Here is a 14649-nt window from a genome sequence, read left to right as displayed (position 1 = left end):
ATTCGGACCAAGGTCTGATCCGAACACCTGCCACGATTTGCTTAACCGCGCATCCGGGCATTGTCTGGATCGTAGAGCGGGCGCAGGCTGGCTTGTGCCGTTACAGACCGACCCGCCACCTTCACCTGATAGCTGCGTGCCGCAAGAGCTTTCATCGTCATGCCTTCGGGCCGCGAAACATAGCCCATGCCAATGGCCCCGCCCACGCTCCAGCCATAGCTGGCCGAGGTCAAACGCCCGACGATTTGCCCGTCGCACAGGATGGGTTCCTTTCCAAAGATTAGGGCGTCTGGATCGTTGAGCCGCAGTGATAGCAAACGGTTTGCGGGGCCTGCCCATTTGCGGGCAACGATGGCCTGTTTGCCGATAAAGTCAGTGGCGAAATCACATGCAAAGGTCAGGCCGCTGTCTACCGGGCTATCATGTGGGCCAATTTCGTGACCCCAGTGGCGGAAGCCTTTTTCGATCCGGCAGCTGTCTACTGACATGCCACCGCACAGGCGCGGCGCGTCAGGGGCGGCCATGATGGTCTCGAACACCTGCTGGGCGAATTCGGCCGGGATGTGCAATTCCCACCCTAACTCGCCGACATAGGTGATCCGCTGGGCACGTACTGGCGCATGACCAACATGCAGGGATTGCCACGATCCAAACGGGAAGGCGTCATTCGACAGATCTGCATCTGTCAGGCTGGCCAGGAAGTCCCGCGCTCGCGGGCCCATCAGGGCCAGTGTCGCCTCGGATGAGGTGACGTTGATGACTGAAACCGAGGTGCCAGCAAGCTGCGTTTTTAGCCAATATTCAGTCTGCGGTTCAGCCCCGGCCGACGTCATGACCAAAAAGCGGGATGAGCTAAGTCGAGCGACGGTTACATCCGCTTCGATCCCGCCTTGCGGGTTGAACATGTGGGTATAGATCAAAGCGCCCGGCGCAACGGCCATATTGGCCCCGCAAAGCCGTTGCATCTGCGCCTCGGCGTCTTGCCCATCCGCAACGAACCGGCCAAAGGTCAAGTCGATGCAACCCAGATCAGTGCGCAGTGCCTGATGCTCGGCTTGCCAATCGTCGAACCACGGCTCGCGTCCGAACCCATCCGTCATCTCGCGCCCGTAGTAGAGCGGACGTTCCCAGCCATTGGCGCTGCCGAACTGTGCGCCCGCGTCGCGTAGATGCATGTAGTAGGGCGTCCGCCGCAAACCACGTGCCTCAGTCTTGCGAAGATAAGGCCAATGCATCGCATAGGCGTGCCCAAGCGTTTCGGCGGCCTTGGTTGCGGTGTAGCTGCGCGCGTTCAAGCCAGGCACGATGCGGCGGCTGTCCACATCGGTGAGGTCCATGGTCATGTGACCGGCCATGATCCACTCGGCCAGAGCTTTGCCCGCGCCGGGGCCGTTCTGGATCCCGGTTGAGTTGAAACCTGCGGCGACCCAATAGCCTTTCACATCCGGGACCGGCCCCAGATAGTGTTTGGCGTCGGGTGTGAAACACTCCGGGCCGTTGAAGAACTTGCGAATACCCGACTCCGCCAGCGCGGGAACCCGCTCCATTGCCGCTTCGAGGATGGGGTAGAGGTGTTCTTCGTCGCAGGGCAGTTCGTCGAATTCGAACGTCTCGGGCAGGCCATACTTGGGCAGCCACGGGGTCGCGTTAGGTTCGGAACAGCCGATCAGCAGTTTGCCCGCATCCTCTTTGTAATAGGCGTATTCGTCCATAACCCGCAGGATAGGTAGGTCTCCGGTCACGCCATCAATCGGGTCGGTGACCACGTAATAGTGGTTGGTGTAATGCAGCGGGATCTGCACTCCATGGGTCAGGCCAAACTCGCGCGCCCACATGCCGGTGGCGTTGACCACATGCTCGGCGCGGAACAGACCTTCGGCGGTTTCAACGCCGACAGCGCGCCCGCCTTCGATCACAACGCGGGTGACCTTGGTATCTTCAAAAATCTGCGCGCCGTTCATCCGCGCGCCCTTGGCCAGAGCCATCGTCGTGTCGATGGGATTGGTATAGCCGTCGCCGGGAAACCAGAACGCGCCCTTTGCACCGTCGACGGACAGCAGAGGCCAGCGATCCTGTGCCTCTCTCAGGCTGATCTCTTCCGCGCGCAGACCACAGCCGTGGGCATAGTCGACCTTGCGCCGCAGCTCCTCCATGCGCGCCTCGGTCAGAGCCACAGTCATCGAGCCGTTGCGCTTGAACCCGGTATTCTGCCCTGTCTCGTCCTCGAGGCTTTCCATCAGGTCGAGGCCGTATTTCGCCAGCGCAGACATGACCGGCACACCCTGCGTTTCGCTGACCAGACCGGCGGCGTGCCATGTCGTTCCGCTGGTCAGTTTCTTGCGCTCGAACAGGGCAACCGACCAGCCTGCCTTGGCGAGGTGATAAGCGGTCGCGCAGCCGACAATGCCGCCACCAATGATGGCGACCTGAACGTCCGTCGGAAGAGATTTCGCCATGGGTTTTATCCCCGCAACCGGTCGTTTTCAGGATCGTAGAACGGCACGGTCGCCACAGTCGCATTGACCGGAACACCTAGCACTTCGATCTGGTAAACGTCACCGGGCTTCGCGGCCTCTGTCAGATAGCCCAGAGCGATCCGCTTGCCGATGCGGAAGCCGGTGCCGCCCGAGCTGACATAGCCCACCGGCTTTCCATCCCGGCAGATGGGGTCGGAAGACAGCGCGTCGGCGCCGTGGCCGTCGAGTACGAAGGCGGTGAAGTGATAGTCCTTCGGCTGCTCAGCCTGCGCCAGAAACGCGTCGCGCCCGACAAAGCTGCTTTTCTTCTTGCTGACAAAGCGATCCAGACCGGCGTCAAAGGCAGTATATTCGATGCCGAAATCAGCGCCCCAGCCGTGATAGCCTTTCTCAAGCCGCATGGCGTTCAGCCCGTAAGAGCCGAACTCGACAATGCCGTGATCAGCACCTTGTTCCATGATGGCGGTATACACACTGACCAGATCTGCGCTGCGCATGTGCAGTTCCCAGCCCAATTCACCGACATAAGACACCCGCAGCGCGATGACCGGTGCACCTGCAATGGTGATCTCGCGCACCGACATCCAAGGGGCGTTTTCTTTGGACAGATCATCCTCGGTCAACGGTTGCAGCACCTCGCGCGATTTTGGTCCCATGACCATCAGGGCAGCGTCAAAATCAGAGCCTCGGGTCAGGGTCACGCCCTCGTCCGGTAGGAATTTCGACATCCAGTCGTGATCGCGCTGATCGGCCAGAGTGGGGCCGCAGAGCAGGTATTTGTCCTCATCCAGCCGCGCAATCGTGGCCTCGGACCAAATCTTCCCCTTGGGGGTTAGCATGTAGGACAGCTTGACCCGGCCCACGGCGGGCATTGCGCCGCAGAAGACACGATTGAGGAACTCGGTGGCCTTGGGCCCTTCGACCTCATACCGGGTGAAGCCGCCGTGATCCATCACACCGACCCTGTCGCGCACGCCTTCGCATTCAGCTTTGACCGCATCGTGCCAGACCTCGTGATGGAAGCTGAGCAGGCCATCATCCTTGATTTGATCCGTTTCGAACCAGAAGGCGCGCTCCCACCCGGCGACCTGTCCGAATACCGCGCCCTTGGCCTTGAGCGTGTCATATAACGGGGTGGTCTGTACGGGACGGCCCGATTTCCACAAGCGATGCGGATAAGGGATCGCGTATTGATGCTCATACAGCTCGCTGGACCGTTTGACGGTGTAGTCGAACGTCGCCCATTCCTCGCCAAAGCGGCGGGGGTCCCAGAAGGACATGTCCCATTCGGTCTCACCTTCGGTGATCCATTCGGTCAGAGTTTTCGCCGCCGCCGCAGAATGCGTGATCCCCACAGGGAAACAGCACGCATGATAGAAGTTCGGTAAACCAAAGGCGGGGCCGCAAAGCGGCGCTCCGTCCGGGCTGTAGGGGATAGGGCCATTCACAAACCGGCTGACACCGGCCTCACCCAACAACGGCACATGTTCCAGCGCGGCCTCAAGGATTTCTGCAATGTCATCAACGCTGTCTGGATAGAGCTGATTGGCAAAGCAATCGGGCATCCCGTCCAGCCATGCGGGCCGCCCTTCGTGACCGTATGAGCCCAGCAGCAGCCCGTTCCGCTCGCGCCGCAGGTAGTACATGATGTCCGGGTCACGGACGAGCGGGAAGTTTTCGGGGTTGGCTTCAAGTTCCGGCAGGCTTTCGGTGACCAAATACTGGTGCTCCAGCGTGACGACGGGCAGTTTCTGGCCGACCATCTCACCGACCTGACGACCGTAATAGCCCCCGGCGTTGATCACGATGTCACAGGCCACGTTGCCCTTGTCGGTCTGCACTTCCCATTCACCGGACGCGCGGCGTTCAATGCCGATGACCGTGGTAAAACGCGCGATCGCCGCGCCCTGATCCCGCGCGCCTTTGGCCAATGCCTGGGTCAGTTGGCTTGGGTCCACGTCACCCTCATACGGGTCGAAAATCCCGCCGATGATGCTGTCACCCGAGCTGAAATAGGGGTGCATGTCATCCATTTCGGACGGGGTGAGCATCGCCATGTCGTAACCCAGCCCCTTGGAGATGCCGACAAGATGGCGGAACAGGTCCATGCGTTCGGGCGTGTGGGCGGGCCAGAACGCACCGGTGTGGCGGTAGGTGATCGGATAGTCGACCTCTTCCGCCAGATCCTTGTACAGCCGCCAGGCATAATTGCCCGCGCGCATGCCGCCCCAGCTGTTGGCATAGGTGGGGATGTTACCTGCCGCGTGCCAGGTCGACCCGCTGGTCAATTCGTTCTTTTCGATCAGCAGTGTGTCGGTCACCCCGGCTTTGGCAAGATGATAAAGAGTCGAGACACCAACCGCGCCGCCCCCGATGATCACAACTTTGGCTTGGCTTTTCATGTGTTTAATCTTTCAGATGGATGGGCAGACGAGCGCGCAGGGCAGCCTCGATATCGGCCGGCAGGTGCGAAGGTGCAGGTTGCGCTTCGATCTCGGCAACGCGAGCTATGGCTTTGTCCCAGACGGTTTGCGCACCGCTTTCAAGCCAGTCATTGACGCTCTGGCGGTCGCCCAGAGACGGATAGACGTATTCCTTGGTCATCAGATCCAGGGTCTGAGCGGTGCCCAGGAAATGCCCCTCGCCGGTCACGACCTGTTCGATCATGTCCAGATCAATCGAGCCTTCGAACATTTCGACGCCGCGCACTGAACGCAGGATGGCACCGCACATGTCATTGTCGATCACCAGAGCTTCTTTGCTCGCTGCCATGATCGAGCCCAGCATACCCACGGACAAGTTTATCATGTCAGCGCCGCCCTGTGCGGCCAGCGCGATAGTATAGCCTTTTTCATAACCCGACTGCGCGTCCGCCGTCTTGGCATCGGTCATGCCCGCCGAAACGGTCGAGGGCAGGCCAAGGTTCAAAAGCAGTTGCGCCGCGGCAGCATTGGCCACAGCAGCCTCGCCTGAACCGCCGGTCATAGCGCCGGTGCGCAGGTCGGAAATGAACGGCAGGAACGCCAGAATACATGGAAAGCCGGGCTGCATCATGTTGACCAGAACCAGACCAGCCAGCGATTCCGCCAATCCCTGTGCCAAAGCGCCAGCCAGCGCGGCCGGGCTTGTTGCCCCCGCCTGTGCCGCTGAGCAGATCTGCAATGGCATACCTAATCGGACACATTCGCGCATCACCCCGCAGGCCTCTTCGGCCAGCGTCAGCGGTGGCACCACGTGACAAACGGATGCGAAACAGAAGGGTTGCGTTTTAAACGCGCCGTCGCCGCCCAAAGCTGCGTCGAACATTTCAACCACGGGGGTCACATTGGCGGGCTCAAAAAAGCTTGTGCCAATGGGTTTCGCGGTCGCCTTCATCGCGGCAAATGCCGTGTTGATATCCAGCGTCAGCGGGTCTTCCAGATCCCGCGCCACAACGGGACGCAGGGAATAGTGAATGCTGTCGCAGGCATCCACGATGCGCATCAGGCTGTACAAGTCTTGTAACGTGCTGTCGCGGAACGTATTTGTGGCGGCGTCCAGTACTTGCACCGCTGCACCACCGGTACCGATGTGGACGCGACCACCGCCAACCTCGATCCCACGATCCCGAATGAAACCGGGCAGTTCTACGCGTTTACACGCGCCTGCGATTATGTCCTCGACCAACGTGCGTGAAAAGGTGATGCGGCCATCAGCCCGTTCCGTAGCGCCATTCTCCAGTGTCAGTGCGCGGATGTCATCAGGTGCTCCGGACACACCAATTTTTTCCAAGATGTCGAAGGCTGTATCGGTAATATGCGCCAGTTTGCCGTTATCCAGCGGCCTAAATCGACCGCCAATGGGTGGTAAAGTCATCTGTGGCGTTGCGGAACTGGGTGCCCGTCTTGATCGTGTTCGCCGCATGAGCGCGTCCTTGATGAAGTATTTTCCCGCGCATCTTAGGTAGGGTGTAGTTTTAGCTCAATTCCATTATTGGCTGATTTTTGTGAAAGAAATTCATTCAACGACATGGCGCAACCTACGAATCCTTGCGCCGTAGTAGTCATGGTTCAACGAGGGCGATACCGCCCCGTGAAAAGTCAAGATTGCGGTGTTGACGTAACCACACCACGTTCGACCCAATCGTCGAAAAGTGTAAGAACGGCGTCGCAGAACGCAGTATCGTTGATATGGGCGTCCAGTTCGGTCATTGGAACCTGATCGGGCATCACTCGGCGAGCTTCGTCGATCATTTCGGCCAGTGCTTGTGGGTCATGCGCCTCTTCGCCTTCCTTGTCCCATGCCTCGATGCCTTGCAGGGGCAGAAAGAAATGCGTTGGTCCTTTTGCTGCACCCAATCGATTGGCAAGTTCCCGAATCCAGGCGCGCCGTTCGGCTCCGTTGAAGACCGAACTTTTGATCAGCCGGTTGTGTTCGTGGAAGGGCCGGTCGGCATAGTGTTCGGGGATGTCCTGCCATCCCGCAAAATCCAGCAAGTCCAACGCGCCAGGGGCGACCATCTGCGGGATACCCACGCGCCCGGCATTGGTAACACGGTCCGCACCGCTGGAAACGACCGAGCCTGCCATGAGGTTTCCAAATTCCTGCATGCAGAAATCCATTACGCAGGCGAACGCGCCTTCGCTGGCTAGTTTTTCGTAGGCCATGCCGCCCATCCCTGTGGAATGGAACACGGCCACTTCGAACCCACGCTCTTCCAGTGCTGGTTTGAGGGTTTTCATGTACTGAAGGCAGGATGATCCCAGGCTGGTCATGCCAACCAGCGGCTTGCTACGGTCCGGTGCGGTGGCGGCCTTTGTCGCTCCGACCACGGCCCCGGCCGCCTGACTGAGCGAGGACTGACAGATTGAATTCATGCCGTAGAGGCCGCCAGCCCAAAGGATCATCTGAATATCGGGGGCCAGCCGGTGTGGCGGGATAAGCGGTGAGAAGCTGACGGTTGAGACAATATATTTCGGCACGCCCATCGGCAGCGCTTGTGCACAATCCAGCGCAAGATCGGTGCCCATTGTGCCGCCGGTGGCCAGCATCCCGTCAAACCGTCCGTCGGCATAGGCCCGCGCAACCACTTTGGCGGCCCCGGCAGACATGATGCGGAAGGCTTTGTTTTCATCTCCTTGGGCAATGACCTCATCAATTGTCATGCCACCAGCTGCGGCCACGTCATGCTTTGAGATGTCAGTTGGCGCAGAGGGATCGCCCAGAACAGACACATCCATTGTCAGCACATTGGCACCTTGCGCTTGTATGGCGTCTTCGATGAACCGCATTTCAGGCTCTTTGGTGTCATAGGTGCCGATCAACAGGATGGTTTTATTAGTCATTTGTGCCTCTCTTGCCTGCCGGCGATTATAGTTTGATCCAAGCGGTTTTGAGATCGAAGTACTTTTCCATCGCATGCAGCGACTTGTCATGCCCATTGCCCGACTGACGAACGCCACCAAGGGGAACGGTCAGGTCTGCGCCGCCATAGGTGTTCACGTGGACAACCCCGGCACGAATGCCTGCGACCATGCGATGTGCGCGGCCAAGGTTCGACGTCCAGACCCCGCCCGCCAACCCGTAAACGGTCGCATTGGCCAAACGGATCGCGTCTTCTTCGTCCTTGAAGGGTGTAACGGCCAGAACCGGGCCGAAGACTTCGTTTTGGAACAGGGTGTCGGTATCTTTCACCCCGGCCATGACGGTCGGTGCCATGTAATAACCACCGGTCTCGGTCAGAATACGGGCTCCACCTGTGCGGCGCTCAGCGCCTTCCGCTTCGGCTGTGTTCACGAAATCCAGATTGGACTCCAACTCGGACAGGCTGTGCACCGCGCCGATCTGGCTATTCAGGTCCAACGGATCGCCAACGCGAAAGGCTGAGGCGTGGCGGGTGATCTCAGACAGAAAATCCTCGTAGACTTCTTCCTGTACCAACAGGCGCGATCCGGCAACGCAGACCTGACCCGAGTTGCGGAATATACCAGCGGCTGAAACCTTGGCCGCTTCGGCAAGGTCCGGGGCATCGGCAAAGACGATGTTCGGCGATTTGCCCCCCAGTTCCAAATAACAACGCTTTAGGTTGGAGCGTGCGGAGTATTCCAATAGACGTCGTCCTGTCGCGCCGGACCCGGTGAAGACAAGGATGTCGACATCCATCGACAGCGCCAGCGCCTCACCCACAACCGAACCGCGCCCCGTCACGACGTTGAACACTCCGTCTGGCACCCCGGCCTCAGCTGCCAGTTCGGAGATTTTCAACAGGCTGAGCGAGGCACTTTCCGCTGGTTTCAGGACCACGGAGTTGCCAGCCGCCAGCGCCGGGGCAATTTTCCAACTGCCGATCATTAGAGGGAAGTTCCATGGCACAATCGCGCCGACAACGCCAACGGGTGCGTGATGTATCAGACCCAGAACGTCGTCGCCCGTGGGGGCGATCTGACCGTAGAGCTTGTCGATGGCTTCGGCATAATACCGGAACGTTGCCGCAGCCGAGAGCGCCTCGGCCTTATAGGCCATATTAATCTCGGTCCCGTTGTCGCGAACGCCCAGAACAGCAATCTCCAGCGCTTGGGCTTCGATCAGATCAGCAAGCTTCAGCAGAACTTTCTTACGTCCCGCGGGGGCCATTCGTGACCACCGCCCATCTTCAAACGACACCCGCGCCGCTCGTACGGCGGCGTCAACATCTGCGGCACTGCCCTCGGCAATCAACGCCAGAGGCTGGCCGTTGATCGGGGAATGAACCTGATGCTGAGCACCGGTTTCGCTTTGCTGAAAGCGGCCGTTTATGAAATGTCCGAGCGGTGCAACTTCCTTTGTGCGCAGCGCGTCAATCGAGGACTGATCCATGAGGCGTTATCCTTGCTGTGTCGTGTCTTCGTCGAGAACCGGTTGCGGTTTGACGCGGTCTTTGTGTTCCTGGATCAGAGAGCGGATGTGCAACAGTATGATCCCCAGGATCATTACAAAAAGGATTGCCGCGATGGGCCGGTCGATGAAATCAAGCGGTGATTTCACCCGGGCCATGGCGCTGCGCAGTTTGACCTCCATGATGCCACCCAGAACCATACCTAAAATGATGGGCACGATCGGCAGGTTCAGGCGTTTCAGGATCAGGCCGAAAACACCGAACCCGGCCGCAATCGCGCAATCGGTGATCGAGTTTCGCAGGCTGTATACGCCCACAAAAGAAAGGGTCAGGATCATAATGCCCAGAAAGCGAGTTGGGATCTGAATGAGTTTCAACAACAGATTGGTCGAAAACAGCAAAAAGATCAGAACGACCACGTTCAGTAGGATCAACGCCATATACAGCGCCATGACAAAATCCATCTGTTCCGCAAACAGTTGCGGGCCGGGGATCACGTTGTGGACGTAGAAAACCGACAGCATCATCGCGGTCAGAGCCTCACCTGGAATACCCAGCGCCAGAAGCGGGATCATTGCAGCCCCTGGGACGGCATTGTTTGCGGCCTCAGATGCCACCAAACCTTCGGGCGACCCTTTGCCAAAAGCATCGGGATCTTTCGAGCTCTTCTGAGCGTAGGTGTAAGACAGGAACTGAGACGTGAATTCGCCGGTGCCCGGCACCATGCCCATGAGAACGCCCAATGATGACGACACGGTGGCGATGCGCTTCAGGCCCAGAAGCTCTTTCAGGCCGGCAAAAATATTGCCGCGAACATGGGCTTCGCCGGGGGCGTGTTCCTTATCGACCAGCAAAAGCAGCGCTTGGCTGATGGCAAACAGGCCCAATACAACAACGATCAGATCGACGCCCGATGACAGCCAGGTTTGCTCGAAGGTGAAACGCCGCGTGTATTTGACAGGCTCCAGCCCCACCGTGTTCAGAAAAATCCCAAAAAACGCCAGCATGGCGGCGGAAAAAGTCTGCCCGCGATGGGCCAGGATCACGAGTAAAATACCCATGAAAGCGGCCAGAAAAATCTCGCGACTGCCGAAATGCGGGGCGACCCAGGCCAGAACGGGCGAAAGAACGATCAGACAGAGGATCGAAAAAATACCACCAAAGAACGAGGCTGAATAGGCCAGCGACAAAGCCCGATGACCCTCGCCGCGTTTGGTCATGGGATAGCCATCATAGGTGGTCAGGGCATTCACGGCCGTGCCTGGGGTGTTAATTAGAATGGCCGGGATTGCGCCGCCATACATGGATGACCCGTAGATGCCCAGAAGAAGGGTCAAACCCACGATAGGTTCGAAAGCAAATGTAGCAGGCAGCAGGATCGCGATGGCCACGGCCGCGCCCACGCCGGGCAAGGCGCCAATGATAACGCCCCCGACGGAACCTATGATCAGCGCCACCATGACTTGCCACTGGGCCAGAATTGCAAATCCGGAAATCAAATTGTCCATTGCGACCTCATAGATAGGTCAGCGCAAAGGCGCGCAGCCCGTCGGGCAGGTATTCATAAACGCGACCAGCGGGGATGTTCACTTGCAGCAGCGCCCGAAAGACGATTGCGACCACCGCGCCAAAGACAAGGGCGATGCAAAAGGCCCCGGGCAAGCGAAACCCCAGACGGACAGTTAAAAGGGCTGCAAACAGCATGGTCGAGGGCAAGTACCCAAGCCATGGAACCGCAACAACGTAGATCAGGAAATAGACAACGTATTCGAGCGATTTCAGCCAAAACGTGATCTCTCGCAAACGGCCGGGAATACGTGGTGACAGGAATGAGCTCAGCAAATGCAGGCCGCTGAACACAACCATACCCCAGATCGCAATGGTCGGCCACAAAGCAGGCTGGGCGAACCACTTTGTTCGTTTGACGACCTGAGTTTCGCTACCAAGCTGGCTGAGAAGGAACAGTGAGAACACGAAGAACATCGTGGCAAAAACGATGTCACCGGGGCGCCGATAGCGCCGGAACATGTCTTGCAAAGTCTTTGCAATCATCGTGGCCTCCTGTTGGATGGAAAGAGGCCCGGCAGTGTAAAACGTGCCGGGCCCGTTCCGGTTTATTCGCCCAGGATCTCTTCGATCTTGGCGAACGAGGCTTTGTCCTGCTCGATCTGAGCGTTGGAGGCATCCGGATCCTGCCAGTAAATCAGAGCACCGGTTTCCTCGGCCAATTGTTTGGCCTTGTCAGAGCTCAGCGCCTTTTGAGCCGCCGCCGAAATCTTTTCACGGGCGTCTGCTGGGGTGTCCTTATGGACAAACAACCCGTTCCACAGGGCCAAAGGCAGATCAGGGTTCAGTTCCACGACTGTTGGTGTATCGGGTACCAGCGAAATCCGCTCGCCGCCGATGCTGGCAAGGACGTTCACCTGATCCAGACAGGGCAGGATAAGCTGAAGGGTGGTGTTGATTACGTCGACATCGCCCGACGCCAGAGTGTTGCAGTCCAGCGCATCAAATGCGGCTTCGCTGGCAAAGTCGAACCCGCTGTTTACGGCTGCAGCAAAGGTCACCTGGGTTGGTGGCAAAACGGAACCGAAATGGCCAAGTGCGACGTCGTTTTCCTTGCCGTGTTCCGCCAGCTCTTCCCAGCTTGAGAAAGGCGCGTCCTTGCTGGCTGCGATCACGAAGGGATATGTCAGGAAGATCCCGATGGGATCAAACGGGTTGGGGTTGAGCTCGGGGATGCCGATTTCGGGACCAATGACCGGCACGCCAATGACAAAAGACCCGATGGTGTAGCCATCTGCGGGGGCGGTTGCCACCTCAACGGCACCGGGGAACGGACCACCGCCACCGCCGGGTTTGTTCACGACGGCGGCTGGTACGCCGTACATGGCCTGAAATTCATCGGCGATCATCCGCGTCAGAACATCTTCCAGATCGCCCGGAGGCCACGGCACCACAAAGCTGACCGGCTTTTCGGGGTACTCGGCCAGTGCAGCGGTAGCTGATGCCACTAAAGCCGCAGCTGTAAGAAATTTCTTCATTGACTCCTCCCATACGTGGTTCATTATTTGATCCGCGTTAACAATAATAATGTTGCTTTGTTAAGTTAGTTCTGTCAAGTATTCCCTGAGTAAGAGGAAGCGAAACACATGGGCACAGCCCTTAACGCCTTAAAAATGCTGGATTACTTTTCAAGCGCGCGACCGGAAATCGGGCTGAGTCACTTTGCGCGACTGTCCGGATTGAATAAGGCAACCGCGCTGCGCCACCTGCGTGCGCTTGAGGAATACGGTCTGATCGAACAGAATCCTATGACCAAGTCTTATGCTATCGGACCGGCGGCCTTGCGCCTGGCAGCGCTGCGTGAAATCGCGCGGCCAGGCATCGAAAGTGCGCGCCAGAAAATGCAAATGGCGATGCAAAGCGTTGGCGAAAGCCTGCATTTGTCGCTATTGGAAAAGACTGGGCTGCAAACCGCATTGGTGGTTGAAACAACGCGGCACAGCGTGCGCGTCAGCCTTGACCCCAGTGAGATCCTGCCGATCAATGCAACGGCCTCGGGTCTTTGTATGCTCAGTTTTGGCCCACCCAGTTTGATGGAAGATTTGGATCACAAAGAGCAGGCGCGCTTCACGGACGCCACGCTCATTGATCCTGAAATCATCAAAGAACGGGTTGCGCGGATCAGCGCCTCAGGCTGGGCCAACAGCAACGGCAGCTATGAAGAGGGCGTCTTTGGGTACGCCGCGCCGATTTTTGGTATTGATCAAGTCGCTCTGGGGACCATTGCAATTGCTTTGCCAGAAGGCCGCGCCACCGACGACCGCCTGCCATCCATTCTGTCTGCATTGCACACTCTTTCGACGGACCTGACCGCCGATTTTGGCGGTCAGTTACCCGACACTTTTCCCACTGAATTCCACCCTTGACCGAGGGTGAACGATACTTCCGGAGGCCCGCACCATGAAAGACTCGAACTTTCTGAAGGAAAACAACGCCCGTTATTTCTGGCACCCGATGGCACATCCTGCCGACAGTCAAAAGAACCCGCCGACCATTTTGAACGGCGGTGAAGGTGTCAGCATTATCGATGTTGATGGTCACAAAGCGCTGGATGCCGTGGGGGGGCTGTGGAACGTCAATCTGGGCTATTCCTGCGAACCGGTGAAACAGGCCATTGCCGATCAGCTGAACGCGTTGCCTTATTACTCGACCTTTCGCGGAACCAGCAATGACAAAGCCATTGAACTGTCTTATGAGCTGGCGCAGTTTTTCGCACCTGACGGTTTGACCCGCGCGTTCTTTACGTCGGGCGGATCGGACTCTGTCGAAATTGCGCTGAAGCTTGCACGGCAATATCACAAGGTGAGGGGCGATGCCGGTCGCACCAAGTTCATCAGCCTCAAGCAGGGCTATCACGGCACCCATTTCGCGGCTGCATCCGTCAACGGCAATCAAAAGTTTCGCGCGGTCTATGAGCCGATGATGCCGGGTTGTTTCCACGTGCCCGCACCCTGGACCTATCGCAACCCGTTTGACGAGACGGACCCCGAGCGTCTGGCGCAACTTTGCGTCAACGCGTTGGAGGCTGAGATCGCGTTTCAGGGGGCAAACACGGTTGCGGCATTTATCATGGAGCCGGTTCTGGGGGCAGGGGGAGTGATCCCTCCGCACAAAAGCTTTATGACCATGGTGCGCGAGGTGTGTTCCAAACACGGTATTCTTTTGATCTCTGACGAGATCATTACCGCATTTGGCCGCACCGGCAGCGAAAGTGGTGCACGGCATTGGGGTGTTCAGCCCGACATCATGACAACAGCAAAAGCGATCACCAACGGGTACTTTCCGTTTGGCGCGGCAATGATTTCGGGCGCTGTCGCTGAAGTCTTTGAAAAGGACACCACGGGTCTTGCATCGGTCGATCAGGGGTACACCTATTCCGGCCATCCGGTTGGGGCAGCGGCGGCGCTGGCTGCTTTGTCCGAGATCAACAGGCTGCGGGTTTGGGAAAATGCAGCGGCGCGCGGGGATGAATTATTTGCCGGGTTGCAGAAGCTGGCCGAAAAGCATGACGTGATCGGCGACGTGCGCGGTGGCGAGGGTTTGATGTGTGCGCTCGAACTGGTTTCTGATCGGGCGACCAAAGCCCCAATTGCCAAACACCTGCCGTTGCAGGTTCAGAAAGCGGCTTATGAAGATGGCGTAATGGTGCGCGTTTCCGGCAACAACATCATTCTGTCGCCCCCGCTGATTATCACGTCAGATGATGTGACCAAGATCCTGTCAGCGTTGGATACGGGTCTATCGACTCTTTGA

The 14649-nt window shown here is 58.2% G+C and carries 10 protein-coding genes; 2 read left to right on the top strand and 8 right to left on the bottom strand.

Going from position 1 to position 14649, the window contains the following annotated elements; all coding sequences use genetic code 11:
* Positions 1 to 41: 41 nt before the first annotated feature.
* The 8 genes from ACR0EV_RS06890 to ACR0EV_RS06855 form a co-directional block, all read right to left on the bottom strand.
* Entirely contained in the window at positions 42 to 2456 is a 2415-nt protein-coding gene (locus tag ACR0EV_RS06890; protein ID WP_480799411.1) for a GcvT family protein, read from the bottom strand.
* 5 nt (positions 2457 to 2461) lie between these two features.
* Positions 2462 to 4879: a GcvT family protein gene (locus ACR0EV_RS06885; protein ID WP_480799410.1), complete on the bottom strand. Its 2418-nt coding sequence runs from the start codon at positions 4877 to 4879 to the stop codon at positions 2462 to 2464.
* Positions 4880 to 4883: 4 nt separating this feature from the next.
* Complete coding sequence (locus tag ACR0EV_RS06880; RefSeq protein ID WP_480799409.1) at positions 4884 to 6380, bottom strand: trimethylamine methyltransferase family protein; 1497 nt, start codon at positions 6378 to 6380, stop codon at positions 4884 to 4886.
* Between the two features lie 176 nt (positions 6381 to 6556).
* Positions 6557 to 7801 carry a Tm-1-like ATP-binding domain-containing protein gene (locus tag ACR0EV_RS06875; protein WP_480799408.1) on the bottom strand — a complete coding sequence of 415 codons (1245 nt, stop codon included), beginning with the start codon at positions 7799 to 7801 and terminating at the stop codon, positions 6557 to 6559.
* A gap of 25 nt (positions 7802 to 7826) precedes the next feature.
* Positions 7827 to 9311, bottom strand: coding sequence for an aldehyde dehydrogenase family protein (locus ACR0EV_RS06870; protein ID WP_480799407.1), 1485 nt, complete (start codon positions 9309 to 9311; stop codon positions 7827 to 7829).
* Between the two features lie 6 nt (positions 9312 to 9317).
* The gene (locus ACR0EV_RS06865; protein WP_480799406.1) at positions 9318 to 10838 is read right to left on the bottom strand and encodes a tripartite tricarboxylate transporter permease; all 1521 of its coding nucleotides are present in this window, start codon (positions 10836 to 10838) and stop codon (positions 9318 to 9320) included.
* Between the two features lie 7 nt (positions 10839 to 10845).
* Positions 10846 to 11382, bottom strand: coding sequence for a tripartite tricarboxylate transporter TctB family protein (locus ACR0EV_RS06860; RefSeq protein ID WP_480799405.1), 537 nt, complete (start codon positions 11380 to 11382; stop codon positions 10846 to 10848).
* 62 nt (positions 11383 to 11444) lie between these two features.
* Positions 11445 to 12374 (bottom strand): tripartite tricarboxylate transporter substrate binding protein, encoded by a 930-nt coding sequence (locus tag ACR0EV_RS06855; RefSeq protein WP_480799404.1) that lies wholly within the window; start codon positions 12372 to 12374, stop codon positions 11445 to 11447.
* Positions 12375 to 12482: 108 nt separating this feature from the next.
* Between ACR0EV_RS06855 and ACR0EV_RS06850 the strand changes: the two genes are divergently transcribed.
* Together ACR0EV_RS06850 and ACR0EV_RS06845 are read left to right on the top strand one after the other, a co-directional pair.
* Entirely contained in the window at positions 12483 to 13262 is a 780-nt protein-coding gene (locus ACR0EV_RS06850; RefSeq protein ID WP_480799403.1) for an IclR family transcriptional regulator, read from the top strand.
* 34 nt (positions 13263 to 13296) lie between these two features.
* Positions 13297 to 14649 carry an aminotransferase class III-fold pyridoxal phosphate-dependent enzyme gene (locus tag ACR0EV_RS06845; protein ID WP_480799402.1) on the top strand — a complete coding sequence of 451 codons (1353 nt, stop codon included), beginning with the start codon at positions 13297 to 13299 and terminating at the stop codon, positions 14647 to 14649.

This window comes from Ruegeria sp. CF8 (assembly GCF_056537285.1).
This window is presented reverse-complemented; position numbering and strand designations above follow the sequence as displayed.

Coding starts and splice junctions, on each gene's coding strand:
- ACR0EV_RS06890 (WP_480799411.1), bottom strand. CDS start 2,456: ATGGCGAAATCTCTTCCGACGGACGTTCAGGTCGCCATCATTGGTGGC.
- ACR0EV_RS06885 (WP_480799410.1), bottom strand. CDS start 4,879: ATGAAAAGCCAAGCCAAAGTTGTGATCATCGGGGGCGGCGCGGTTGGT.
- ACR0EV_RS06880 (WP_480799409.1), bottom strand. CDS start 6,380: ATGCGGCGAACACGATCAAGACGGGCACCCAGTTCCGCAACGCCACAG.
- ACR0EV_RS06875 (WP_480799408.1), bottom strand. CDS start 7,801: ATGACTAATAAAACCATCCTGTTGATCGGCACCTATGACACCAAAGAG.
- ACR0EV_RS06870 (WP_480799407.1), bottom strand. CDS start 9,311: ATGGATCAGTCCTCGATTGACGCGCTGCGCACAAAGGAAGTTGCACCG.
- ACR0EV_RS06865 (WP_480799406.1), bottom strand. CDS start 10,838: ATGGACAATTTGATTTCCGGATTTGCAATTCTGGCCCAGTGGCAAGTC.
- ACR0EV_RS06860 (WP_480799405.1), bottom strand. CDS start 11,382: ATGATTGCAAAGACTTTGCAAGACATGTTCCGGCGCTATCGGCGCCCC.
- ACR0EV_RS06855 (WP_480799404.1), bottom strand. CDS start 12,374: ATGAAGAAATTTCTTACAGCTGCGGCTTTAGTGGCATCAGCTACCGCT.
- ACR0EV_RS06850 (WP_480799403.1), top strand. CDS start 12,483: ATGGGCACAGCCCTTAACGCCTTAAAAATGCTGGATTACTTTTCAAGC.
- ACR0EV_RS06845 (WP_480799402.1), top strand. CDS start 13,297: ATGAAAGACTCGAACTTTCTGAAGGAAAACAACGCCCGTTATTTCTGG.